Source organism: Lysobacter yananisis, from assembly GCF_031199375.1.
Taxonomy (GTDB): domain Bacteria; phylum Pseudomonadota; class Gammaproteobacteria; order Xanthomonadales; family Xanthomonadaceae; genus Lysobacter; species Lysobacter yananisis.
In genome coordinates, this window is the sequence record NZ_CP133568.1 from 2,854,972 (window position 1) to 2,876,867 (window position 21,896).

The 21,896-nt window shown below is 71.1% G+C and carries 22 protein-coding genes and 1 pseudogene; 16 read left to right on the forward strand and 7 right to left on the reverse strand.

The genetic code is table 11. The features are described 5' to 3' along the window. Window positions 1–4 precede the first annotated feature (4 nt). The 12 genes from xpsF (at window position 5) to RDV84_RS12130 (ending at window position 11,858) form a co-directional block, all read left to right on the forward strand. Entirely contained in the window at window positions 5–1,222 is a 1,218-nt protein-coding gene (xpsF, locus tag RDV84_RS12075) for a type II secretion system protein XpsF (protein WP_057948850.1), read from the forward strand. Window positions 1,223–1,562: 340 nt separating this feature from the next. Then, window positions 1,563–2,000 (forward strand): type II secretion system major pseudopilin GspG, encoded by a 438-nt coding sequence (gspG, locus tag RDV84_RS12080; RefSeq protein WP_057948849.1) that lies wholly within the window; start codon window positions 1,563–1,565, stop codon window positions 1,998–2,000. A 152-nt stretch (window positions 2,001–2,152) separates the two neighbouring features. Further along, the gene (xpsH, locus tag RDV84_RS12085) at window positions 2,153–2,623 is read left to right on the forward strand and encodes a type II secretion system protein XpsH (RefSeq protein WP_309153719.1); all 471 of its coding nucleotides are present in this window, start codon (window positions 2,153–2,155) and stop codon (window positions 2,621–2,623) included. After that, window positions 2,620–3,096 carry a type II secretion system protein XpsI gene (xpsI, locus tag RDV84_RS12090; RefSeq protein WP_082644644.1) on the forward strand — a complete coding sequence of 159 codons (477 nt, stop codon included), beginning with the start codon at window positions 2,620–2,622 and terminating at the stop codon, window positions 3,094–3,096. The genes xpsH and xpsI overlap by 4 nt, the downstream gene beginning before the upstream one ends. Next, window positions 3,093–3,794, forward strand: coding sequence for a prepilin-type N-terminal cleavage/methylation domain-containing protein (locus RDV84_RS12095; RefSeq protein ID WP_309153542.1), 702 nt, complete (start codon window positions 3,093–3,095; stop codon window positions 3,792–3,794). Before xpsI ends, RDV84_RS12095 begins: the two co-directional genes overlap by 4 nt. A gap of 53 nt (window positions 3,795–3,847) precedes the next feature. Then, entirely contained in the window at window positions 3,848–4,777 is a 930-nt protein-coding gene (locus RDV84_RS12100; RefSeq protein WP_309153720.1) for a type II secretion system minor pseudopilin, read from the forward strand. After that, window positions 4,774–5,961 (forward strand): PilN domain-containing protein, encoded by a 1,188-nt coding sequence (locus tag RDV84_RS12105; RefSeq protein WP_078996532.1) that lies wholly within the window; start codon window positions 4,774–4,776, stop codon window positions 5,959–5,961. The genes RDV84_RS12100 and RDV84_RS12105 overlap by 4 nt, the downstream gene beginning before the upstream one ends. After that, window positions 5,951–6,646 carry a type II secretion system protein GspM gene (gspM, locus tag RDV84_RS12110; protein WP_231736197.1) on the forward strand — a complete coding sequence of 232 codons (696 nt, stop codon included), beginning with the start codon at window positions 5,951–5,953 and terminating at the stop codon, window positions 6,644–6,646. The genes RDV84_RS12105 and gspM overlap by 11 nt, the downstream gene beginning before the upstream one ends. Further along, window positions 6,636–7,412, forward strand: coding sequence for a hypothetical protein (locus RDV84_RS12115; RefSeq protein ID WP_309153543.1), 777 nt, complete (start codon window positions 6,636–6,638; stop codon window positions 7,410–7,412). Before gspM ends, RDV84_RS12115 begins: the two co-directional genes overlap by 11 nt. A gap of 23 nt (window positions 7,413–7,435) precedes the next feature. Continuing rightward, window positions 7,436–9,697: a type II secretion system secretin GspD gene (gene gspD / locus RDV84_RS12120; protein WP_057948847.1), complete on the forward strand. Its 2,262-nt coding sequence runs from the start codon at window positions 7,436–7,438 to the stop codon at window positions 9,695–9,697. Window positions 9,698–10,120: 423 nt separating this feature from the next. Then, window positions 10,121–10,960, forward strand: a complete 840-nt coding sequence (locus RDV84_RS12125; protein ID WP_078996531.1) for a glycosyltransferase family 2 protein — start codon at window positions 10,121–10,123, stop codon at window positions 10,958–10,960. 61 nt (window positions 10,961–11,021) lie between these two features. Then, the gene (locus RDV84_RS12130) at window positions 11,022–11,858 is read left to right on the forward strand and encodes a glycosyltransferase family 2 protein (RefSeq protein ID WP_309153721.1); all 837 of its coding nucleotides are present in this window, start codon (window positions 11,022–11,024) and stop codon (window positions 11,856–11,858) included. A gap of 34 nt (window positions 11,859–11,892) precedes the next feature. On the opposite strand, the pseudogene RDV84_RS26325 reads toward RDV84_RS12130, so the two are convergent. Both RDV84_RS26325 and RDV84_RS12135 read right to left on the reverse strand, forming a co-directional pair. Then, a pseudogene (locus tag RDV84_RS26325) lies at window positions 11,893–11,967 on the reverse strand (DUF6053 domain-containing protein); the annotation flags it as partial. 39 nt (window positions 11,968–12,006) lie between these two features. After that, complete coding sequence (locus RDV84_RS12135) at window positions 12,007–12,993, reverse strand: MBL fold metallo-hydrolase (protein WP_309153544.1); 987 nt, start codon at window positions 12,991–12,993, stop codon at window positions 12,007–12,009. 158 nt (window positions 12,994–13,151) lie between these two features. Here RDV84_RS12135 and RDV84_RS12140 point away from each other — a divergent pair, with 158 nt between their 5' ends. Both RDV84_RS12140 and RDV84_RS12145 read left to right on the forward strand, forming a co-directional pair. Further along, window positions 13,152–14,372, forward strand: coding sequence for a DUF1444 domain-containing protein (locus RDV84_RS12140; RefSeq protein WP_309153545.1), 1,221 nt, complete (start codon window positions 13,152–13,154; stop codon window positions 14,370–14,372). Next, the gene (locus tag RDV84_RS12145) at window positions 14,315–15,010 is read left to right on the forward strand and encodes a DUF1444 domain-containing protein (protein ID WP_309153546.1); all 696 of its coding nucleotides are present in this window, start codon (window positions 14,315–14,317) and stop codon (window positions 15,008–15,010) included. Before RDV84_RS12140 ends, RDV84_RS12145 begins: the two co-directional genes overlap by 58 nt. A gap of 103 nt (window positions 15,011–15,113) precedes the next feature. Here RDV84_RS12145 and pyrF read toward each other — a convergent pair whose 3' ends face one another. The 4 genes from pyrF to ettA form a co-directional block, all read right to left on the reverse strand. Further along, on the reverse strand, window positions 15,114–15,926 hold the full coding sequence (gene pyrF, locus RDV84_RS12150) for an orotidine-5'-phosphate decarboxylase (RefSeq protein ID WP_057948842.1): 813 nt from the start codon (window positions 15,924–15,926) through the stop codon (window positions 15,114–15,116). A 304-nt stretch (window positions 15,927–16,230) separates the two neighbouring features. Beyond that, complete coding sequence (map, locus tag RDV84_RS12155) at window positions 16,231–16,968, reverse strand: type I methionyl aminopeptidase (RefSeq protein ID WP_309153547.1); 738 nt, start codon at window positions 16,966–16,968, stop codon at window positions 16,231–16,233. A gap of 100 nt (window positions 16,969–17,068) precedes the next feature. Next, a complete protein-coding gene (locus tag RDV84_RS12160) occupies window positions 17,069–17,269 on the reverse strand; it encodes a YqaE/Pmp3 family membrane protein (RefSeq protein WP_057948840.1) in 201 nt (66 codons plus the stop codon). A gap of 142 nt (window positions 17,270–17,411) precedes the next feature. Beyond that, window positions 17,412–19,073 carry an energy-dependent translational throttle protein EttA gene (ettA, locus tag RDV84_RS12165; RefSeq protein ID WP_057948839.1) on the reverse strand — a complete coding sequence of 554 codons (1,662 nt, stop codon included), beginning with the start codon at window positions 19,071–19,073 and terminating at the stop codon, window positions 17,412–17,414. A 176-nt stretch (window positions 19,074–19,249) separates the two neighbouring features. Between ettA and RDV84_RS26330 the strand changes: the two genes are divergently transcribed. After that, on the forward strand, window positions 19,250–19,405 hold the full coding sequence (locus RDV84_RS26330) for a DUF6053 domain-containing protein (protein WP_425608210.1): 156 nt from the start codon (window positions 19,250–19,252) through the stop codon (window positions 19,403–19,405). Here RDV84_RS26330 and lpxO read toward each other — a convergent pair. After that, entirely contained in the window at window positions 19,356–20,258 is a 903-nt protein-coding gene (gene lpxO / locus RDV84_RS12170) for a lipid A hydroxylase LpxO (RefSeq protein ID WP_057948838.1), read from the reverse strand. The two genes, RDV84_RS26330 and lpxO, sit on opposite strands and share 50 nt — an antisense overlap. 319 nt (window positions 20,259–20,577) lie before the next feature. Between lpxO and glyA the strand changes: the two genes are divergently transcribed. Next, window positions 20,578–21,867: a serine hydroxymethyltransferase gene (gene glyA / locus RDV84_RS12175; RefSeq protein WP_309153548.1), complete on the forward strand. Its 1,290-nt coding sequence runs from the start codon at window positions 20,578–20,580 to the stop codon at window positions 21,865–21,867. Window positions 21,868–21,896: the final 29 nt, after the last annotated feature.

Sequence of the window (21,896 nt, forward strand, 5' to 3'; positions counted from 1 at the left end):
CTCCATGCCCCTCTACCGTTACCAAGCGCTCAATGCCCGCGGCGAATTGCTGGATGGGCAGATGGAAGCCGGCGGCGTCGCCGAGGTGGTGGCTCGCCTGCAGGAGCAGGGCCATCTGCCGGTGGACACCCGGCTGGCCAGCGAGGGCGGCGGCGGTTCGAGCTGGCGCGGGCTGTTCAAGCCCAAGCCGTTCACCGGCGCGCGCCTGGTCCAGTTCACCCAGCAATTGTCGACCTTGCTCGGCGCCGGCCAGCCGCTCGATCGAGCGCTGACCATCCTGCTCGACCTGCCCGAGGATGAGGCGGCCAAGAGCACGGTCGCCGACATCCGCGACGCGGTGCGCGGCGGCACGTCGCTGTCGGTGGCGCTGGAACGCCAGCACGGCACGTTCTCGCGCCTGTACATCAACATGGTCCGCGCCGGCGAGGCCGGCGGCAACCTGCACGACACGCTGGCGCGGCTCGACGACTACCTCGAACGCAGCCGGCAGATGCAGGGGCGGGTGATCAATGCGCTGATCTATCCGGCGATCCTGCTGCTGATGGTCGGCGCGAGCCTGCTGTTCCTGCTCGGCTACGTGGTGCCGCAGTTCGGCGCGATGTACGAAAGCCTCGACGCCGAGCTGCCGATGTTCACCCAGGTGGTGCTGTGGGCCGGCACCTTCGTGCGCGACTGGTGGATCGTGCTGATCGCGGTGCCGGCGCTGGCGCTGCTGTGGTTCGACCGCAAGCGCCGCGACCCGGCGTTCCGCGAGGCGCTCGACGAGTGGCTGCTCAAGCGCAAGTTCGTCGGCCCGCTGATCGGCAAGATCGAGACCGCGCGGCTGGCGCGCACGCTCGGCACCCTGGTGCGCAACGGCGTGCCGCTGATGACCGCGATCGGCATCGGCCGCAACGTGCTCAACAACCGCGTGCTCGCCGCCGACGTCGACGCCGCCGCCGAAGAGGTCAAGAACGGCGTGGCGCTGTCGACCGCGCTGGCCAAGGGCAAGCGCTTCCCGCGCCTGGCCCTGCAGATGATCCAGGTCGGCGAGGAATCCGGCGCGCTCGACGCGATGCTGATGAAGACCGCCGAGACCTTCGAGCAGGACACCGGCATGGCCCTGGACCGCATGCTGGCCGCGCTGGTGCCGGTGGTGACCGTGGCCCTGGCCGGCATCGTCGGCACGGTGGTGATGGCGGTGCTGTTGCCGCTGTACGACCTCACCAACGCGATCGGTTGAGCATGCCCGCCGCTCCGGTCGCCATACCCGCGTCCGTCCGCCGCCGCGCCCCGCGCGGCACGCCCGCACGCCGGTTTGCCGCGCTGCGTCACACCGGTACGCCTGTTCATGCGCGCGGATTGAACGCAGCCTGTACCGCGGTGTCCAAACCGCGAACTTTGCAAATGCGCGCGGAACAGAATCCTAGCGACCCCGTCCGCGTGCGCGAGACGTTCGCAGGCGAAGCTGGACGCGACGGCTCCGCCGGCGCTGTCCGGCCGCACGACCCTTTGCACCACCACCCCATTCGACCGCAGCCCCGGCAGGACCCCTCTGCCGCCAACAACGGATGACGACGACGATGCGCAACCTCCGCTCCATGACCCGCTCCCCGTCCCCGGCCCGCCAGCAGCAGGGCATGAGCCTGATCGAGATCATCATCGTGATCGTGCTGATCGGCGCGGTGCTCGCCTTCGTCGGCAACCGCGTGCTCGGCGGCAAGGACCGCGGCGATTACAACCTCGCCAAGGGCCAGATCCAGACCCTGGCCGGCAAGGTCGATTCGTTCCAGATGGACACCGGCCGCCTGCCGGGCACGCTGGACGAACTGGTCAAGCAGCCGGCCGACGCCAGCGGCTGGCTCGGTCCGTACGCCAAGGAAACCGAGCTGAAGGACCCGTGGGGCCATCCGATCGAATACCGCCAGCCGGGCGAGAACGGTCCCTACGACCTGGTCAGCTACGGCAAGGACGGCAAGCCGGGCGGCAGCAGCGTCGACGGCGACATCAAGAACAACTGAGCCGGCGATAGATGCACGGCGCGCGGCACAGTCCCTCCGCCCGCGGAGGGCGTCGGGGACCGGCCGCGCCAGCGGCCTGCGGCGCCGTGGGCGGTCTCGCGCCGTCGTCGCCGGATGCGCCGCGCCGCGGCGCGCACCCGCCGCGCGCGCGCCTGGACGGACTGTCGCCGCGCGCGCGCCAGCGCGGCATGTCCCTGCTCGAAATCCTGCTGGTGATCGCCTTGATCGGCGCCATCGGCGTGCTGACCGTGGCCGCGCTCAACGGCGGCGTCGCCGGCATGCAGCTGCGCTCGGCGTCCAAGCAGGTCGCCGCGCAGCTGCGCTACACCCGCAGCCAGGCCATCGCCAGCGGGCGTTCGCAGAAGTTCCTCATCGATCCGGCCGCGCACACCTGGAGCGCGCCGAACGGCCGCAGCGGTGAGATTCCCAAGGACGTCGGCATCGTCTTCACCGGCGCGCGCGACGTGCAGCCGCGCCGCGGCGAAGGCGCGATCGTGTTCTTCCCCGACGGCGCCTCCACCGGCGGCCGGGTCAAGCTGCACGCCAAGCAGGCGGCCTGGAACGTCGATGTCGCCTGGCTGACGGGCGAGGTCAAGCTCAAGCGCGGCGAGGCGCCGCGATGAGCGCGCGCGCCTTCGCTCCGCGTTCGCCGCGCCGCGCGCGCGGCTGCGTCCGCGGCGCGCGCCAGCGCGGCTACACCCTGCTCGAGGTGATCGTCGCCTTCGCCCTGCTGGCGATGGCGCTGACCCTGCTGCTGGGCTCGCTGTCGGGCGCGGCCAAGCAGGTGCGCTGGTCGTCCGACGCCGGCCGCGCCGCGCTGTACGCGCAATCGTTGATGGACCAGGTCGGCGTCGGCCAGCCGGTGCGTCCGGGCCAGCGCAGCGGCGAGTTCGAGAACGGCCGCTACCGCTGGACGCTGGGCATCGCGCCGTGGCGCGATTCGCAGTTGCCGGCGTCGAACCAGCCGATCGATCCCAACGCCATGCGCCTGTTCGAAGTGCAGCTGGCGGTGGAGTGGGGCGAGGGCGGCGGCGGCCGCCGCTTGCTGCTGCGCACCTTGCGCAGCGGCAACGCCGGCAACGAGGCGCAGCTGTGAGCGGCGTCGGCGCGGGTCGCGCTGTCGCGCCGCGCCGTCGCGCGCCGGCGCGCCGCGCGTCCGCGCGCGGCTTCACCCTGATCGAAGTGCTGCTGGCGATGGTGCTGCTGGTGGCCGGACTGGCGCTGGCGTTCGCGACCCTGTCGGCGGCGACCAAGACCGCCTCGCGCGGCGAGGCCCTGGCCCAGCGCAGCGAGCGCGAGCGCGCGGTCGAGAACTTCCTGCGCCGGCGCATCGCCGCGACCCGGCCGATCCCGTTCGCGTTCGACCAGAGCACGGCGGTGCCGCAGCGCTTCGTCGGCGAGCCCGACCGCCTGCGCTTCGTCGCCGACCTGCCCGATTACCTCGGCCAGGGCGGGCCGTACCTGCACGACTTCGCGATCGAGAGCGACGGCGACCAGGCCCGGATCGTGCTGAACCTGTCGATGGTGCTGGCCGGCGAAACCATCAAGGACGAGCGCCCGCGCAAGCCCGAAGTGCTGGTGGAGGGGCTGAAATCGGCGCGCTTCCGCTACCGCACCCTGGACCCGCAGCGCGGCGAGCTGGGCGAGTGGCAGGAACAATGGCAGCAGCCGGAGCAATTGCCGCTGCTGGTGGAAGTCACCCTCACCGACCGCGACGGCCGCGCCTGGCCGCCGCTGGTGGTGTCGCTGCCCCTGGCCTCGGCCGCGGGCGGCGGTTTCGTGCCGGAGTTGTGATGGAGACCGGCATGGGCGATCGGGAGACGACGAAGCGGCTGCGCGGTGCGGGCATGGTTGCGCGGCCGCGCGTGGAGCGCGATGTCGCTTTTGCCGGACCTTCGAGAACCCGCGGTGCGGCGCTTCTGTTGGTGATGTGGCTGGTCGCCCTGCTGACCGCGCTGATCGGCGCGTTCGCGCTGACCGCGCGCACCGAGAACCTGCAGGGCCGGGTGCAGGTGCGCGGGCTGGTCGCGCACAACGCCGCGCGCGCCGGGGTCGAGTACGCGTTGACCCGGGTGGCGATGAGCGACCAGAAGCTGCAGTGGCTGCCCGACGGCCGCCCGAATCGCTGGCGTTACGGCGATGCGCAGCTGGAGATCAAGATCGTCGACGAGAACGGCAAGGTCGACCTCAACCAGGCCGACGCGCAACTGCTCACCGCCCTGCTGCAGGCGACCGGAAAGATGGAGCAGTCCGAAGCGGCGCGACTGGCCGGCGCGATCATCGACTGGCGCGACGCCGACACCCTCACGCAACCGGCCGGCGGCGCCGAAGATGCCGATTACGCGTCCGCCGGGCGTCCCTATGGCGCCAAGGATGCGGAATTCGAAAGCGTGGCCGAACTCCAGCAGGTGCTGGGGATCAGCCCGGAGCTGTATGCGCGGATCGAGCCCCTGGTCACGGTTTACAGCGGCCGTACGCGTCCCGAGCAGGCCTTCGCGGCGAAGGAAGTGCTCGATGCTATGGGGTTGAACGGCGCCGACCTGGTGCGTCAACGAGAAAGAAACCAGCCGGGGTCACAATTGCAGGGTGCCGGTGCGGGCGGCGTCGGCGGCGGTCTCGTCGGCGAACGCAGCGGCACCTATAGTATCGAGAGCCGTGCACGGCTGACGGATGGCCGCGAATCGGTGTTGCGGGTGGTCGTGCGAGCGGGAGGGGGAGCGGTGCCGGGAATGCCTTATACCCCGCTGCGTTGGGAGGAGGGAGCTTCAACACGATGAACTCGCAAGTAGCCGAAGGCCGGTTGGCCGCCAACCGGTTGCGAAGTCTGAGCGCGCGCCTGGCGCCCGGCGCGGGCGGCTTTTTCTCTTGGTGGGGCCGGACCCTGGCCTCGTGGCTGCCGCTGCGCACGCGCCAGGCCCTGGGGGTGGACCGCGGCCGGCTGCTGTTGCAGGTCGACGGCGGCGCCCAGGGCGGCGCGATCCGCTTGCGCCTGCAGCAGGCCGATCAGGTCCAGGAACTGGCCACGCTGCCCGATCTGTCCGCCTGGAATTCCGGCGCGCCGGCCGATGCCGCCGCCGATCCGCTGGCGCCGCTGCTGCCGCCGCGCATCGGCGAGCTGCCGCGCTGGCTGCTGCTGCCGCCGGCGACCAGCCTGCGCCGGCGCCTGAACCTGCCCGCCGCCGCCGCCGACCGGCTGCGCGACGTGGTCGGCTTCGAGATCGACCGGCAGACCCCGTTCACCGCCGAGGCGGTCGCGTTCGACGCGCGCGTGCTGGCGCGGCGCGACGGCGACGGCCAGATCGAGGCCGAACTGGTCGCGGTGCCGCGCCAGGCGCTGGACCCGCAGTTGCACGCGATCGGCCCGCTGGCCGCGACCCTGGCCGGCATCGACGTGGCCGGCGCCGACGGCGTCCCGCTCGGCGTCAACCTGTTGCCGCCGGCGCAGCGCCGCGCCCGTCGCGACCCGTTCCGCTACTGGAACCTGGCCCTGGCCGCGGTCGCGCTGCTGGCCCTGGCCGCGGGCATGTGGCAGGTGCTCGACAACCGCCGCGCCGCGATCAAGGACTTGCAGCAGACCATCGCCCGCAACGCCAACGCCGCGCGCCAGGCCGCCAGCCAGCGCCAGGAAGTGGTCGACCTGATCGAAGGCCAGGCCTTCCTCGACCGCACCCGCGCCGCGCGCCCGAGCACGGTGCAGATCATCGACGAACTGAGCCGGCGCATGCCCGACAGCACCTACCTGGAAAAACTCGCGATCGAGGACGAGAGCCTGCTGATGATCGGCCTCAGCCGCGAGGCCTCGTCGCTGATCGGCAAGCTGCAGGGCACGCCGCTGTGGCGTTCGCCGGCGCTGACCGGCGCGGTCCAGCCCGATCCGGCCACCGGCCGCGACCGCTTCACCCTGACCGCCGAGATCGGCCCGCCCAAGGCGCAGAACGCGGAGGGCGCGCGTGGCCCTTAACGCTACCGGCTCCCGCCTGCGCCAACTCACCGCCGACCGCGAACGCTGGCTCGCCCTGGGCCTGCTGGTCGCCGCGCTCGGCATCGCCTACGCGGTGCTGATCCACCCGTGGTGGACGGTGCCGATGATGGAGGCCGACGACACCCTGCACGGCCTGCAGGAGCGCGAACTGCGCCAGCGCATGGAGCTGCAGCAGGCGCCGCAGGTCGCGCAGCTGCTCCAGCGCGTGCGCCAGCAACAGTCCAGCCGCCCCGGCTTCCTGCCCGAGGCCACCGCCGAACTGGCCACCGCCGGCCTGGTCCAGCGCCTGGAAACCGTGGTCCAGCAGGCCAGCCCGGGCAACCGCAGCTGCGGCATCGTCAACCGCTCGCCGCTGGCCGAGCCGCGCCGCGACCGCTACGCGCGCGTGGTCGTGCAGGTGCGCCTGCGCTGCGGCGCGCCGGAGACCGCGGCGGTGCTGCACTCGCTGGAAAGCGGCTCGCCGCGGCTGTTCGTCGGCAACCTCAACCTGCTATCGACGCGCGGCTACTTCGTGCCCGGCAGCGCCGGCCCGGCCAACGACGGCGGCCTCGACGTGAGCTTCGACCTGTACGGCTACCTGCGTCCCAACCCCAGCGCCGCGCCGGCCAACGCGCGCGGCGGCAACAACGCCAACGCCCCCGCCGGAGCCGCCGATGCGCTTTGACGACGCCAGCCCGCGTACCTGGCTGCTGGCCACCGCGGCCGGCTGGGCGCTGCTGACCTGGGTGCTGGCGCTGGCCGGCATGGGCCGCCATGTCGACCCGTTGCCGCGCGACCCGTCGCTGGTCAAGCCGCTGCCGCAGGCGCGCAAGAGCCCGCCGGACACGCTCGGCCCGCTGACCCAGTACGGCGAAATCGCCGCGCGCCCGTTGTTCGTCGACGACCGCCGGCCCAAGCCGTTCTTCATGCAGGGCAAGGGCGAAGGCGAGAACCAGCAGGCCGCGTTCGACTACCTGCTGACCAGCGTGCTGATCACGCCGCAATTGTCGATGGCGATCCTGCAGCCGGCCGATGGCAGCGAGTCGGTGCCGGTCAAGCTCGGCGAGGTGCCCGAGTCGCATCCGGCCTGGCGCCTGACCTCGCTGGAGCCGCGCCGGGCCGTGTTCGAAGGGCCGGAAGGGCGGCGCGAACTCGACCTGCGCGTGTACAACGGCCAGGGCGGGCAGCCGCCGACGGCGATCGCCGCGCCGCCGACCGCCGGCCGTCCGGTGCCGCAGCCGCAGCCCGCGCCGCCGAACCGCCCGCCGCCGGCCAACGCCGCGCCGGTGCAACAACCGCAACCCCAGCCTCAACCGCAACCGGCCGAAGCCTCGGCGCCGCTGACCGAGCAGGCGCAAATGGAAGCCATCCGAAAGCGCATCGAAGCGCGACGTCAGCAACTGCGGCAGCAGCAACAGCAAGCCGCCCAACCCCCGGCCAATTCGCCTTAAGACTGGCACGCAGAGTGGAACGCATGAAGCAACGAACCCAGCAATTCGCCACCCACGCCCTGGCCGCAGCGATCATCGCCACGCAACTGGCGTCGTGCGCCAGCGTGGTTTCCCCGAGGATCAAGCGCGAAGGCGATCCGCAGGCCATGAACGGGACAGGCGGGGAGCAGGCCGGCGTGCGCATGGTCCGCAACGGCGTCGAGCAGGAGCCGCTGCCGGTCCAGGCCGAGGACGCGGACGGTCCCAAGGCGCAGATCCGCCGCGGCACCGGCCGGGTCATCAACAACTCGGTCGCGGCCAAGCCGCCGCCGGGCCTGCCCGGCACCACCGGCACCGCCTCGTTCAACTTCGAGGGCGAATCGCTGCACGCGGTGGTCAAGGCCATCCTCGGCGAGATGCTCGGCCAGAACTACGTGATCGCCCCGGGCGTGCAGGGCACCGTGACCCTGGCCACGCCCAAGCAGGTCAACGCCGCCGAGGCGATGAACCTGCTGGAGATGGTGCTGAGCTGGAACAACGCGCGCCTGATCTACAGCGGCGGCCGCTACAACATCGTGCCGGCCGACCAGGCCCTGCCGGGCAACGTGTCGCCGCGCACCGGCGGCGCCGAGAACGCGCGCGGCTTCGAGGTGCGCACGGTGCCGCTGAAGTACGTTTCGGCGACCGAGATGGAGAAGATCCTCAAGCCGTACGCGCGCCCCAACGCCATCGTCAACGTCGACAACGCGCGCAACGTCATCACCGTCGGCGGCACCCGCCAGGAGCTCGAGCACTACCTGCGCACGGTCGAGGTGTTCGACGTCGACTGGCTGTCGGGCATGTCGGTGGGCGTGTTCCCGCTGCAGTCCGGCAAGGCCACCAAGGTCGTCGCCGACCTGGAGAAAGTGTTCGGCGAACAGGGCAAGTCGCCGGTGTCGGGCATGTTCCGCTTCATGCCGATCGAGGGCGCCAACGCGGTGATGGTGATCACCCCGCAGGCCGAGTACCTGGACGACATCAAGGACTGGCTCGACCGCATCGACAGCGCCGGCGACGGCATCCAGCTCTATACCCAGGAGCTCAAGTACATCAAGGCCAAGGACCTGGCCGACCGGCTGGCCGAAGTGTTCGGCGCCGGCCGCAGCGGCGGTGGCGGCGGCGAAGGCGCGCCTTCGCTGATGCCGGGCCTGGAATCCACCGAACTGCGCGACGGCGGCAACGGCACCTCCAGCGCCGACATCGGCAAGAGCGACGACAGCGGCAGCGGCCTGGGGTCGAGCGGCAGCAGCGGCGGCGGGCTCGGCAGCGGCGCCTCGCTCGGCCAGCGCCGCGCCGGCAACGGCGCGGTCACGCTGGAAGTCGACGGCGCCAAGGTCGGCGTGGCCGCGGTCGAGGAAACCAACTCGATCCTGGTGCGCTCCACCCCGCAGGCCTGGCGCTCGATCCGCAACGTGATCGACAAGCTCGACGTCATGCCGATGCAGGTGCACATCGAGGCGCAGGTGGTCGAGGTCAACTTGGCCGGCGAGTTGAGTTACGGCGTGAACTGGTTCCTGGAGCAGGCCGCCACCGACAACGGCTTCCCCAACCTCGACCGCCGCACCAATCCGAACGTGCCGCTGAAGTGGAGCACGATCGCCGCCAGCATCGGCGGGGTGAAGGGCCCGGGCATGTCCTGGTCGCTGGTCAAGAACGGCGCCGCCGCGGTGATCAGCGCGCTGGATTCGGTGACCGACGTGCACGTGCTGCAGACGCCGTCGGTGTTCGTGCGCAACAACGCCGAGGCCTCGTTCAACGTCGGCACGCGCATCCCGATCGAGTCGGTCTCGGTCAACACCGGCACCAGCAACAACAACACCTACAGCCAGGTGCAGTACCTCGACACCGGCGTGATCCTCAAGGTGCGCCCGCGGGTGAGCCGCGATGGCATGGTGTTCATGGACATCGTGCAGGAGGTCAGCGCGGCGGTGCCGCGCGCGGCCGGCGACGCCTCGACCAACGTCTCCATCGACACGCGCAAGCTCAAGACCGAGGCGGCGGTGCAGAGCGGCGAGACCGTGCTGCTGGCCGGCCTGATCAAGGACGAGAGCAACCGCACCGGCAGCGGCCTGCCGGGGCTGAGCCGGATTCCGGTGGTCGGCGCGCTGTTCGGCCGGCAGGGTTCGGCGACGCGCCGCACCGAGACGGTGATCCTGTTGACCCCGACGCTGGTGCGCAACCCGCAGGAATCGCGCGGCCTGACCGACGAGTACACCCGTCGTTTCCGCGCGATGGAACCGCTGAATCCGAAGCCGAAGAAGAAGTAAGCGCCGCGCACGCGCGCGCACGCCGCAACCGGGGCCGGCATCGCCGGCCCCGTTTTTTTTGCGCTGCCGCACGGCGCCGGCGGGTCGCTGCCGCCGCTCGGATCGCGCACCGGCGCGCGCGGCAGGTCGCCTTGCGCATCGCGCCGCATCGCCGCCGCGCCGGATCGCCGCCGCATCGCCGCCGCACCGCGCGCCGCGCGCTCTGACGCCGCCATCACCCGCGGGCGGCTGCGATCGCGCACACTATGGGCCGCCCCATACCGACGCCCCGATGGCCGATCGCCGCACGCTCCCGCCGACGCACCGCCGCGCCGCCGCTTTCGCGGCCAGCGCCGGCCGCGTCCCGGCGGCGCCGCGCAACGGTCCGGCGCGGGCAGGCGCCATGCGCGCGGCCGCCGGTTGCGGCCGCATGGAGCCGGGACGATGAGCGACCTGCCGATCGTCGTGGTCCCGGTCGGCGTCGACGACGACGCGCTCGACGCCTGCCTGGCCGCGCTCGACGCCTGCACCCCGCCCGGCGCGCGGGTGTGGCTGGCCGACGACGCCCAGTCCGGGCCGCGCGGCTACGCGATCGTCGAGCGCTGGCTGCGCAGCACCCGCTTGCGCGCCGACTACAGCCGGCGCCAGCGCGGCATCGGCGAAGTCGCGCACCTGGACGAAATCCTCAAGGCCTGCGGCGACAGCGACGTGGCCGTGCTCGCGGCCGACGCGGTGCCCGCGCCGGGCTGGCTCAGCCGGCTGCAGGCCAGCTTCGCCGCCGACGGCGCGATCGCCACGGCCACGCCGTGGTGCAACGCCGGCGAGGCCGCGGCGTGGCCGCGCATCGGCGAAATCGAACCGATGCCCGACGCCGGCGACGCCGAGCGGCTGGCGCGCGCGCTGGCGCAGATGCCGGCCGCGCACCCGGAACTGCCGGCCGCGGTCGGCCACGCGGTGCTGCTGCGCGGCGCCGCGCGCCGCCGCGCCGGCGGCCTCGACGCGGAAAGCTACGGCTCGTGGTACGCCGCGCTGACCGATCTTTCGCTGCGCCTGTCCGGCCTGGGCTGGCGCAACGTGTTGTGCGATACCGCCTTCGTCGCGCGCGCCGGCGAGGGCCGGCCGCACGACGGCGACATGGACGCGCTGGCCGCGCGCTGGCCCGACTGGCATTCGCGCCTGGCCCATTTCCTCATGCAGGACCCGCTGCGCGACCTGCGCCAACGACTCGCCGACCGCCTCAGCGAGGTCGGCCCACCGGACATGCAACGTGATCTCTTCCTCTGACCCGGCCGCGTCCGCGCCGGGCGCATCCGCGCGCGCCGGCGCCGCCGCGCCGTTCAAGGCCGTGGTGGTCAGCTACCGCAGCGCCGCCACCATCGAAGACTGCCTGGAGCGCCTGCGCGCTTGCGACGGCGTCGGCGCGATCCGCGTGGTCGACAACCAGTCCGACGACGGCACCCTCGACATCGTCCAGCGCCAGGCCTCGCTGGACCCGCGCCTGCGCTTCATCGCCAATCCCGACAATCCCGGCTTCTCGGTCGGCTGCAACCAGGGCGCGGCCGACCTGGAACCGGCGGCGGACGGCGACGACTGGCTGGCCTTCGTCAATCCCGACTGCATGGTCGAAACCGACACCCTGCGCCGCCTGCACGCGCTCGGCGCAGGGCTCGGCGATTGCCTGCTCAGCGCCGACCTGGTCAACGAACAGGGCGAGCGCGACGCCGCCGTGCGCCGGCGCGATCCGGACTTCGCCGCGATGCTGGCCGGCATCGCCCGGCCGTGGGCGGCGCCGAAGATGGCGGCCGCGCCCGACGATGCGCTGGCGCTGCAGCACGTGCAGGCCACCTCGGGCGCGCTGATGCTGATGCCGCGGTCCTTGTTCGCGCGCATCGGCGGCTTCGACGAAGGCTACCGCCTGCATGCCGAAGACCTCGACCTGTGCCGGCGCGTGCGCGAGGCCGGCGGGGCAGTCGCAGTCGCCAACGGCGTGCGCGTGGTGCATGTGCGCGGCGTGTCGAGCCGCTCGCGGCCGTTCTTCGTGGAATGGAACAAGCACCGCGGGCTGTGGCGCTATTTCCGCAAGTTCGAAGCGCCGCGGCGCGGCGCGCTGGTGCGCGCGGGCGTGTTCGCGGCGATCTGGCTGCGGTTCCCGATCGCGGCGCTGCGCGCGGCGTTGCGCTGAAGACGATGTCGTAGGCGGAGTTTTTTGTGGGAGGGACTTCAGTCCCGATGCTTTTGTGCCAGATCGCTACGACCTGACCGAAGAGCGTCGGGACTGAAGTCCCTCCCACAACAGCATCGGGGCTGCAGCCTCCCAAAGGCTTTCGCGCCTACAACTCCATCAGGTCCCGCCCGATCACCAGTTCGCCCTTGAAATGCGGCGCCACCGCCGCGCGCCACACGTCGTCGGTCAGCGCCGGATCGCCGCCCGGGACGAAGTGATTGAGCACCAGCGTCTTCACTCCCGCCTCGCTCGCCACCCGGCCGACCTGTTCGGCGGTGGTGTGGCTGTCGAGCAAGTGCTGGCGCAGCCGCGCGGCTTGCGCTTCGCTGGCGATCAGCTTTTCCAGCGCCGGCAGGTACATGACCTCGTGCACCAGCACGTCGGCGCCGCGCGCCAGTTCGATCAGCGCCGCGCTCGGGCGGGTGTCGCCGGAGAACACGATCGAGCGGTCGGCGGTGTCGAAGCGATAGGCGAACGCCGGTGTCAGCGGCGGGTGCTCGACCACCGCCGCGCGCACCCGCACGCGTTCGTCGCGCACGACCTCGCCGCCGGCGCGCAGCTCGTGCGCGCGGATCAGCGTGGCCGGATCGACCCGGCCCTCGTCGGCGATGCGGGTGCGGATGTCGGTGGCGTTGAGGCGCAGGAACTGCCGGGTCATGCGCTTGAGCGGCGGCGGCCCCCACGCGTCCACCGGCGTGCGCAAGTCCGCGGCCCAGGCGAGCAGCAGCAGGTTGCCGTAATCGGCGTTGTGGTCGGAATGGTGATGGGTGACGAACACGCCGCGCAGCGCGCCCAGGCGCAGCCCGGCCAGGGCCAGCTGGCGCGCCACGCCGTTGCCGCAATCGACCACGTAGACCGCGCCGTCGACCACCACCGCGCTGGCCGGCGCGGCGCGCAACGCCTTGGGCGTGGGGCCGCCGGCGGTGCCGAGCAGGATCAGCCGGGTGCCGGCTCGCGCCGGCGTGCCTGCGTCCGCCGGTGTCGCCGCAGCGGGTGGCGCGGCCGCGGCCAGAGCGGGCAGGGCGGCGGCGCCGAGCGCGGCCAGCGAAGCGGCGAGGATGCGGCGGCGGGCGGGATCGTCGGGCGTATGCATGCGCGCCAGCTTAACCGCCGGGCCGCCGCGACGGTCCGGCGCGAAAGCGACGCGCTTCGCGTTCGCCGCGTGCCGGCGGCGTGAGGCGCGCCATCACGAACGCGTTCGTATAGTCGGCCGCGACGGGCCCGGCGCCCGGAGCAGGGGGCGGGATGCCGATGTCGTTGCTCAGCAAGCTGTTCCGCGGACGCCGCCTGGCGCGCGCCGATGCCGGGGTTTGCCCGGCGCCGCTCGACCTGCACGCGTTCACCGAACGCTATGCGCAGGCCTTGCGCGCGCTGTGGCCGCAGGCCCGCCTGCGCGTCGGCCACGGCGCGCGGCTGGCCGATACGCGCATCGACTGGAGCCTGCCGGACGGCTTCGCCGCAACCCAGTTCGTCGCCTCCGGCTACCGGCGTTATCTCGATGCGCCCGAAGCGCTGGAGCGGGTGCTCGCCGAACAGGTCGAGGCCGCGCGCGAGCTGCAGCGGCGCCACGCGCTCGGCGCGCAAGCCGGCGACGACGACGCGATCCTGCCGGTGCTCAAGACCCGCGGCTGGCACGAGGTGGCGTTGCAGCAGGCGCGCGCGATCGGCGGCGGCGCGGGGATCGCGTTCGTGGTCGAAGCGTTGGCCGGCGACCTGGTGTTGAGCTTCGTCGAAGACCGGCCCGATTCGATGGATTACCTGTCGCCGACCGAGGCCGAGCGCCGCGGCCTGGACCCGGACGCGTTGCGCGCGCGCGCCTTGCGCAACCTGCAGCGGTTCCTGCCCGAGCTGGAGATCGAGGGCGGCGACGGCCGCTATGTGCTGCGGTTGGACCGCAACTACGACGCGAGCATGGCGCTGCTGTTCGACCACTGGCGCGAGCGCGCGCCGGTGCGCGGCGAGCCGGTGTTCGCGATCGCCGCGCGCGACGAGCTATGGCTGTGCGGCCGCGACGACGACGAAGGCGTGCAACGCCTGGGCGAGGCCGCCGCGGAGATTTCGCGTACCTCGGCCTACGGCCTGTCGTCGGCGCTGTTCGTCTGGCGCGACGGCGCGCTGCGCGTGCTGGAGGACTGCACGGGGCGCGCGCCGCTGCGCGCGGACGACCGGCGCGGCCGCAGCGTTGCCGCATTGCGATGCGGCGTTATAGTCGGGCCACCCCTGACCACAAGGAACCGGTCGTGTCTTTCTTCAGCAAGTTGTTCGGCCGCAAGCCGGCCGCGCCCGCGGCGGCGCAGGTCCTGGATCTGCAGGCGTTCTCCCAGCGCTTCGCCGGCGCCCTGCGCGACGCCTTCCCCGACGCCCACATCCGCATTCATCCTGGCGCGCAGCACGAAGCGCGCATCGAGTTGGCCTTGGCCGACGGCATCCGCGCCAACCTGCAGGTCGGCAACGCCTACCAGCGTTATCTGAACGCGCCCGAGGACCTGGAGGCGACGCTCGCCGACCAGATCGCCTCGGCGCGCGAGGTGCAGCGCCAGCTGTCGAGCGAGGACGCGCAGGCCGGCGAGGGCGTGGTGCTGCCGGTGATCAAGACCCGCGCCTGGCACGAGGTGGCGATGCGCCAACTGAGCGCGTCGCAGCCGCAGGCGGCCTCGCCGTTCGTGATCGAGCCGCTGGCCGGCGACCTGGTCGTGACCTACGTGCTCGACACCCCGGCGTCGATGAGTTTCCTCTCGCCCGAGCAAGCCGCGCAGCGCGAGCTGCACGGGCCGGCGCTGCGCGCGCACGCGCTGGACAACCTGGCCCGGCGGCTGCCGGAACTGGAGATCAAGGGCGGCGACGGCCGTTACGCCGCTCGCCTGGACCGCAATTACGACGCCGGCATGGCGCTGCTGTTCGAGCGCTGGCGCGAGCGGGTGTCGCTGCGCGGCGAACCGGTGTTCGCGATCGCCGCGCGCGACGAACTGCTGATGTGCGGCAGCGACGACGGCGAAAACCTGGCCTCGCTGCGCGGCATCGCGCAGGAGATCGCCGGCAGTTCGGCCTACGGCCTGTCGGCCGGCCTGTTCGTATGGCGCGACGGCGGCCTGCGCGCGTTCGAGGATTGACGGCGGCTTCGATCCAGAGCGCTCTCGTGGGAGGGCCTTCAGGCCCGACGCTGTTCTTTCAGATCGCGATCCGCTCGCCCCATTCGCCCGCGCCGCGGCGCCTTCAGCGGTGCCGGTTGATCTCGTCGCGCAATTCGCGCGCCGCGTTCGCCGCCGCTTCGGCGTAATCGGTGCCATTGGACGCGTAGAGGATCGCGCGCGAACTGCTGATCATCAGCCCGGTGCCGTCGGCGCTCTTGGCGTTGCTGACCACCGCGCCGGCGTCGCCGCCCTGCGCGCCGACGCCGGGCACCAGGAACGGCACGTCGCCGACGATCGCGCGCACTTCGCGCAACTGCTCCGGCCAGGTCGCGCCGACCACCAGCGCGCAGTTGCCGTGTTCGTTCCAGTCGCGCGCGACTTTCTCGGCGACGAGCTGGTACAGCGGCCGCCCGCCGACGTCGAGATCCTGCAGGTCGCCGGCGCCCGGATTGGAGGTGCGGCACAGGATCACCACGCCGCGGTCGGCGCGGTCGAGGAAGGGCTGGACCGAATCGCGGCCAAGATACGGATTCACCGTCACCGCGTCGGCGCGGTAGCGCTCGAAGGCTTCGCCGACGTAGTGCTGGGCGGTGCTGCCGATGTCGCCGCGCTTGCTGTCCAGGATCACCGGCACGTCGGGGTGGTTCGCGTGGATGTGGGCGATCAGGCGCGTCAGCGCGTCTTCGGCGCGCAGCGCGGCGAAGTGGGCGATCTGCGGCTTGAACGCGCAGGCGTACTGCGCGGTCGCGTCGACGATGTCGCGGTTGAACGCGAACACGGCATCGGCGTCGGCGGCGAACGCCGCCGGGAACTTGGCCGGCTCCGGGTCCAATCCCACGCAGACCAGGGTGTCGGCCTGTTGCCAGCGGCGGCGCAATGCCTGCATGAAGCTCATGGGGGATTCCTTCGTGGTGCGGTGGGGAGAGCGGAACGGCAAGGACGTAAAGCCGAGGTGTCTGAAGCGGAAGCGGCTAAAGCCGAGGTGCCTGAGCGCAACTTCCGATTCCGTCATTCCGGCGAAAGCCGGAACCCATTTTGATCTTGCCGTTGCGGCATCAGAAATAAAGAGCAAGAACAAAATCAAAATGGGTTCCGGCTTTCGCCGGAATGACGGGGCGGGGAGTATTCGATCTTTCGCCGGAACGACGGGGTGGGAGGTATTCGATGTTGGGGCGCTACGGTGCGGCTATGCCGCTCGATCAAGTCACCACGATCGGCTCGCCCGAGGTCACCACCACCGTGTGCTCGAACTGCGCCGCGAACCCGCGTCGGCAGATCATCGCCCAGCCGTCCTCGCCTTCCTGGGTCTGGGTGCAGTGGGTGGCCAGGAACGGTTCGACCGTGATCACCATGCCTTCGTGCAGGCGGCGGGTGTCGCGCGCGTCGTAGTAGCCGGGGATGTTGCCGGGCGCTTCGTGCAGGGCGCGGCCGACGCCGTGGCTGCCGAGGTTGCGGATCACCCGCAGCCCGTGGCGCGCGGCCACCGCTTCGACGGTGCGGCCGATGCTGTTGATCAGGTTGCCGGCGCGCAATTGGGCGATGGCGGCGTCGCGCGCCTCCAGGGTCGCGTCGAGCAGCTTGCGCTGCGCCGCGGTCGGCTCGCCGACCACGAAACTGCCGCCGGTGTCGGCGAAGTAGCCGTCGAGTTCGGCCGACACGTCGATGTTGACCAGGTCGCCCGCGCGCAGCACGCTGCCGTCGGGGATGCCGTGGGCGGCGACCTGGTTGATGCTGATGCAGGTCGCGCCGGGGAAGTCGTAGGTCAGCTGCGGTGCCGAACGCGCGCCGGCCTCGCGCAGCATCGCCGCGCCGATCGCGTCGAGATCGCGCGAGACCGCGCCGGGCACCGCGGCCTCGCGCATGGTGGTGAGGATCGAAGACACCAGCGCGCCGGCGCGGCGCAGGCCTTCGAGTTCGAATGCGTGCATCAGGGTCATGGCGACACCTCGGGCTGCGGTGCGGACACGCAGGCGTTCAGGGCTACGGTCGAAGCGGCGTTCGCGATCGCCATCGCAATCGTCTTCGCCGCGGCGCGGTTCAGGCCTGGCCGCGCTCGTCCAGCGCCTTGCGGATCTTGACGTCGGTCTTGTACTGGCTCAAGGCGTACACCGCCCAGATCGCCGCCGGCAGCCAGCCGATCAGGGTGATCTGCAGGATCAGGCAGACGATGCCGGCCAGCGGGCGGCCGATGGTGAAGAACACCAGGAACGGCAGGAAGATGGCAATGATCAGTCGCATGCGTCGAGTCCTTTTGTCGGGCGGCGGCCCCGGCGTTCGTGCGGGGGGCGCGCGCTACAAAAAAAACCGGCCGCGCCCGTCGTGAGGGGAGCGCGGCCGGCCGTTCTACTTTACCGCAAGCCGGGCAAGCCGCCGCAGCGGCTTACTTCAGCGCCTTGAAGCGCAGGCGGTGCGGCTTGGCGCCTTCCTCGCCGAGGCGGCGCTTCTTGTCTTCTTCGTACTCGCGGTAGTTGCCCTGGAAAAACTCCACGTGCGAGTCGCCTTCGAACGCCAGGATGTGGGTCGCGATGCGGTCCAGGAACCAGCGGTCGTGCGAGATCACGAAGGTGTTGCCCGGGAACTCGAGCAGCGCGTCTTCGAGCGCGCGCAGGGTTTCCACGTCGAGGTCGTTGGACGGTTCGTCGAGCAGCAGCACGTTGCCGCCCTGCAGCAGGGTCTTGGCCAGGTGCAAACGGCCGCGTTCGCCGCCGGACAGGCTGCCGACCATCTTCTGCTGGTCCTGGCCCTTGAAGTTGAAGCGGCCGATGTAGGCGCGCGACTGGATCTCGATGCCGTTGATGTTGAGGATGTCGAGGCCGCCGGAGACTTCGTGGAAGACGTTGTGGTTGCCTTCCAGCTTGTCGCGGCTCTGGTCCACGTAGGCCAGCTTGACGGTCGGGCCCATGTCGATCTCGCCCGAGTCGGGCTTTTCCTGGCCGATGATCATCTTGAACAGGGTCGACTTGCCGGCGCCGTTCGGGCCGATGATGCCGACGATCGCGCCCGGCGGCACGACGAAGCTCAGGTTGTCGATCAGCAGGCGCTCGCCGAACTTCTTGGAGACGTTCTTGAACTCCATCACCTTGTTGCCCAGGCGCTCGCCCGGCGGGATGAAGATCTCGTTGGTTTCCTGGCGGCGCTGGTAATCCACCGCCTGCAGCTCTTCGATGCGGGCCAGGCGCGCCTTGCCCTTGGAGCGGCCGCCCTTGGCGTTCTGGCGGGCCCACTCCAGTTCCTTCTGAATCGCCTTCTGGCGGGCCTTTTCCTGGTTGTCTTCCTGCTTCAGGCGCTCGTCCTTCTGCACCAGCCAGTCGGTGTAGTTGCCCTTCCACGGAATGCCGCGGCCGCGGTCGAGTTCGAGGATCCACTCGGCGGCGTTGTCGAGGAAGTAGCGATCGTGGGTGACCGCCACCACGGTGCCGGTGTAGCGGGCCAGGAACTGCTCCAGCCATTCCACCGACTCGGCGTCGAGGTGGTTGGTCGGTTCGTCGAGCAGCAGCATGTCGGGCTTCTGCAGCAGCAGGCGGCACAGCGCGACGCGGCGCTTCTCGCCGCCGGACAGCTTGCCGACCACCGCGTCCCACGGCGGCAGGCGCAGCGCGTCGGCGGCGACTTCGAGCTGGTTTTCCAGGGTATGGGCGTCGCCGGCGGCGAGGATCGCCTCCAGCCGCTCCTGTTCCTTGGCCAGCGCGTCGAAATCGGCGCCGTCCTCGGCGTAGGCGGCGTAGATCGCGTCGAGCGCGGCCTGGGCGTTGAGGACCTCGCCGACGCCTTCCTCGACCGCTTCGCGCACGGTCTTTTCCGGGTCGATCTGCGGTTCCTGCGGCAGGTAGCCGACCTTGATGCCGGTGGCCGGGCGCGCCTCGCCGGTGAAGTCGGTGTCGACGCCGGCCATGATCTTGAGCACGGTCGACTTGCCCGCGCCGTTCAGGCCCAGCAGGCCGATCTTGGCGCCGGGGAAGAACGACAGCGAGATGTCCTTGATGATCTGACGCTTCGGCGGCACGGTCTTGCTGACGCCGTTCATGGTGTAGATGTATTGCATGCGGACTCCGAAGCAGAGGCGCGCCTGGCCGGGCCCGGAAGGGGCCGCGGGGCGGGGCGGGGGGCGTTGCGAACAGCCGATTATCCCGCAGCCGGGTGACGGGTTCCAGCGCGGGGGCGCCGGGCGGGGTGAATCCGGAGGCGCCGGCCCGCCTGGACAGGCCGGGGCCGGCTTCTGTGGGAGGGCCTTCAGGCCCGATGCCTTTCGCTCAGATCGCCGCGACCCGAGACAAGAGCATCGGGCCTGAAGGCCCTCCCACAAGAGCCGGCCCCGCCGCCGGGCTTACAGCCAGACGATCAGGGCGATCACCGCGGCCACCGCGGCGTACTTGAAGAAGTAGTAGGCGCCCTTGCTGCGTTCCTTCAGCGCCTTGGACTTGAGCCGCAGGGCGTAGAAGTACTTGAAGATCTTGTTGATCGCGCCGGTCTTGTCGCCTTCGCTGTTCGGCGAGGCGCCCGCGGCGATCAGGCGCTTGGCGATGAAGCGGTTGAGCCCGCGCGCCCAGGCGAAGCGCATCGGCCGCTCGATGTCGCAGAACAGGATGATGCGGTTGTGCTGCGAGCCGTTCTGCGCCCAGTGGATGTAGGTCTCGTCGAACATGGTCCATTCGCCGTCGCGCCAGCTGTAGCGCTGGCCGTCGACGTCGATGAAGCAGGCGTCGTCGTTCGGCGTTTCCAGGCCCAGGTGCAGGCGCAGCGAGCCGGCGTACGGGTCGCGGTGCGGGCGCAGTTCGCTGCCCGGCGGCAGTTCGGTGAACATCGCCGCCTTGACGCTGGGGACCTCGCGCAGCAGCTGGGTGGTGACCGGGCACAGCTCGGCGGCCGAGGGATGGGCCTCGTCGTACCACTTCAGGTAGAAGCGCTTCCAGCCGCGGCGGAAGAACGAATTGAAGCCGACGTCGTTGTACTGGTCGGCGGCCTTGATCTGCTGCATCTCGCGCAGGTGCAGGGCCTCGGCGCGGACCTCGCGCCAGCGCGCGCGCAGCGGCTCGAGCTCGGGGAAGTGCTCGTCGGGCTTGAGGTACGGGGTGGTCGGCACCTTCGAGCAGGCGTACATCAGCACGTTGATGGGGGCCATGAACGTGGAATGGTCCAGCAGCTGCCGGCCGAGGCGGTGACGGACCCGGCCGCGGAAATGCACGTAGACCGCGGCGGCCAGGAACAGGAAGACGAAGACCCATTTCACGGTCGGGACATCCAGGGTGCGGGCGGGCCGGCCGGGCGGCGGCGGGCCGTGGGTGGGGAAGGGCGGGGCCATTGTCCGCCCCGGGCGGGGCCGGCGGGAGCCGCGCTTTGGCGGTTGGCCGCCATACGCCCCTAGGCTAACATTTCAAGTCTTACGTCAAGCCGCCCGGGCAGGTTTCCTCGGGCCGCGCCGCACAGATGGGGCCGCCCGGCCCGAGATTTCAAGCCCGGGCGGGCCCGCGCCGGCGCTGTCCGGGCCCGTGGGCGCCCTGGCGCGAGTCCTCCCCCCTCCCGTCCGCTCAATCTCCCGAGGCCCGCGAATGTTCCCCAGCACCACCCATATTGCCGGATTCGACGACGAACTCGCCCAGGCCATCGCCGACGAGGCCCGCCGCCAGGAAGACCACGTCGAACTGATCGCCTCGGAGAACTACGCCAGCCCGCGCGTCCTGGAAGCCCAGGGCAGCGTGTTGACCAACAAGTACGCCGAGGGCTACCCGGGCAAGCGCTATTACGGCGGCTGCGAATACGTCGACATCGCCGAGCAACTGGCGATCGACCGGGTCAAGCAGCTCTACGGCGCCGACTACGCCAACGTGCAGCCGCATTCGGGCTCGCAGGCCAACCAGGCGGTGTACTTCGCCCTGCTCAACCCGGGCGACACCATCCTCGGCATGAGCCTGGCCCACGGCGGCCACCTCACCCACGGCGCCAAGGTCAACGCCTCGGGCAAGCTGTTCAACGCGGTGCAGTACGGCGTCAACGACCAGGGCCTGATCGATTACGACGAAGTCGAGCGCCTGGCGCTGGAGCACAAGCCGAAGATGATCGTCGGCGGCTTCAGCGCCTACTCGCAGGTGGTCGACTGGGCGCGCTTCCGCGCCATCGCCGACAAGGTCGGCGCGTTCCTGTTCGTCGACATGGCCCACGTCGCCGGCCTGATCGCCGCCGGCGTCTACCCGAGCCCGGTGCCGCACGCGCACGTGGTCACCTCGACCACGCACAAGACCCTGCGCGGGCCGCGCGGCGGCATCGTCGTGGCCAAGCGCTGGGACGGCGCGGTCGGCGAGGGCGAGGGCGCGGTGGGCTTCGACGACATGCAGAAGAAGCTGCAGAGCATCGTCTTCCCGGGCATCCAGGGCGGCCCGCTGATGCACGTGATCGCGGCCAAGGCGGTGGCGTTCAAGGAAGCGCTGGAGCCGGAGTTCAAGGCCTACCAGGCGCAGGTGATCAAGAACGCCCAGGCGATGGCCAAGACCATCATCGCGCGCGGCTACAAGATCGTGTCCGGCGGCACCGAGAACCACCTGATGCTGGTCGACATGATCGGCAAGGGCATCACCGGCAAGGACGCGGAAGCCGCGCTCGGCCGCGCCCACATCACGGTCAACAAGAACGCGGTGCCGAACGACCCGCAGAAGCCGTTCGTGACCTCGGGCCTGCGCATCGGCACCCCGGCGGTGACCACCCGCGGCTACAAGGAAGCCGACTGCGTGGCGCTGGCGGAGTGGATCTGCGACGTGCTCGACAACCCGAAGGACGAGAAGGTCATCGCCGGGGTGCGCGAGAACGTGACCAAGCAGTGCGCGCAGTTCCCGGTGTATGGCTAAAGCCGTTCTCCGGGCGGCGGCGCCCGGCT

What these genes read in the sequence shown, in the direction of transcription:
- xpsF (WP_057948850.1), top strand. Translation starts at nt 5, where the DNA reads ATGCCCCTCTACCGTTACCAAGCGCTCAATGCCCGCGGCGAATTGCTG.
- gspG (WP_057948849.1), top strand. Translation starts at nt 1,563, where the DNA reads ATGCGCAACCTCCGCTCCATGACCCGCTCCCCGTCCCCGGCCCGCCAG.
- xpsI (WP_082644644.1), top strand. Translation starts at nt 2,620, where the DNA reads ATGAGCGCGCGCGCCTTCGCTCCGCGTTCGCCGCGCCGCGCGCGCGGC.
- RDV84_RS12100 (WP_309153720.1), top strand. Translation starts at nt 3,848, where the DNA reads ATGGTTGCGCGGCCGCGCGTGGAGCGCGATGTCGCTTTTGCCGGACCT.
- RDV84_RS12105 (WP_078996532.1), top strand. Translation starts at nt 4,774, where the DNA reads ATGAACTCGCAAGTAGCCGAAGGCCGGTTGGCCGCCAACCGGTTGCGA.
- RDV84_RS12115 (WP_309153543.1), top strand. Translation starts at nt 6,636, where the DNA reads ATGCGCTTTGACGACGCCAGCCCGCGTACCTGGCTGCTGGCCACCGCG.
- gspD (WP_057948847.1), top strand. Translation starts at nt 7,436, where the DNA reads ATGAAGCAACGAACCCAGCAATTCGCCACCCACGCCCTGGCCGCAGCG.
- RDV84_RS12125 (WP_078996531.1), top strand. Translation starts at nt 10,121, where the DNA reads ATGAGCGACCTGCCGATCGTCGTGGTCCCGGTCGGCGTCGACGACGAC.
- RDV84_RS12135 (WP_309153544.1), bottom strand. Translation starts at nt 12,993, where the DNA reads ATGCATACGCCCGACGATCCCGCCCGCCGCCGCATCCTCGCCGCTTCG.
- RDV84_RS12140 (WP_309153545.1), top strand. Translation starts at nt 13,152, where the DNA reads ATGTCGTTGCTCAGCAAGCTGTTCCGCGGACGCCGCCTGGCGCGCGCC.
- pyrF (WP_057948842.1), bottom strand. Translation starts at nt 15,926, where the DNA reads ATGAGCTTCATGCAGGCATTGCGCCGCCGCTGGCAACAGGCCGACACC.
- map (WP_309153547.1), bottom strand. Translation starts at nt 16,968, where the DNA reads ATGACCCTGATGCACGCATTCGAACTCGAAGGCCTGCGCCGCGCCGGC.
- RDV84_RS12160 (WP_057948840.1), bottom strand. Translation starts at nt 17,269, where the DNA reads ATGCGACTGATCATTGCCATCTTCCTGCCGTTCCTGGTGTTCTTCACC.
- ettA (WP_057948839.1), bottom strand. Translation starts at nt 19,073, where the DNA reads ATGCAATACATCTACACCATGAACGGCGTCAGCAAGACCGTGCCGCCG.
- glyA (WP_309153548.1), top strand. Translation starts at nt 20,578, where the DNA reads ATGTTCCCCAGCACCACCCATATTGCCGGATTCGACGACGAACTCGCC.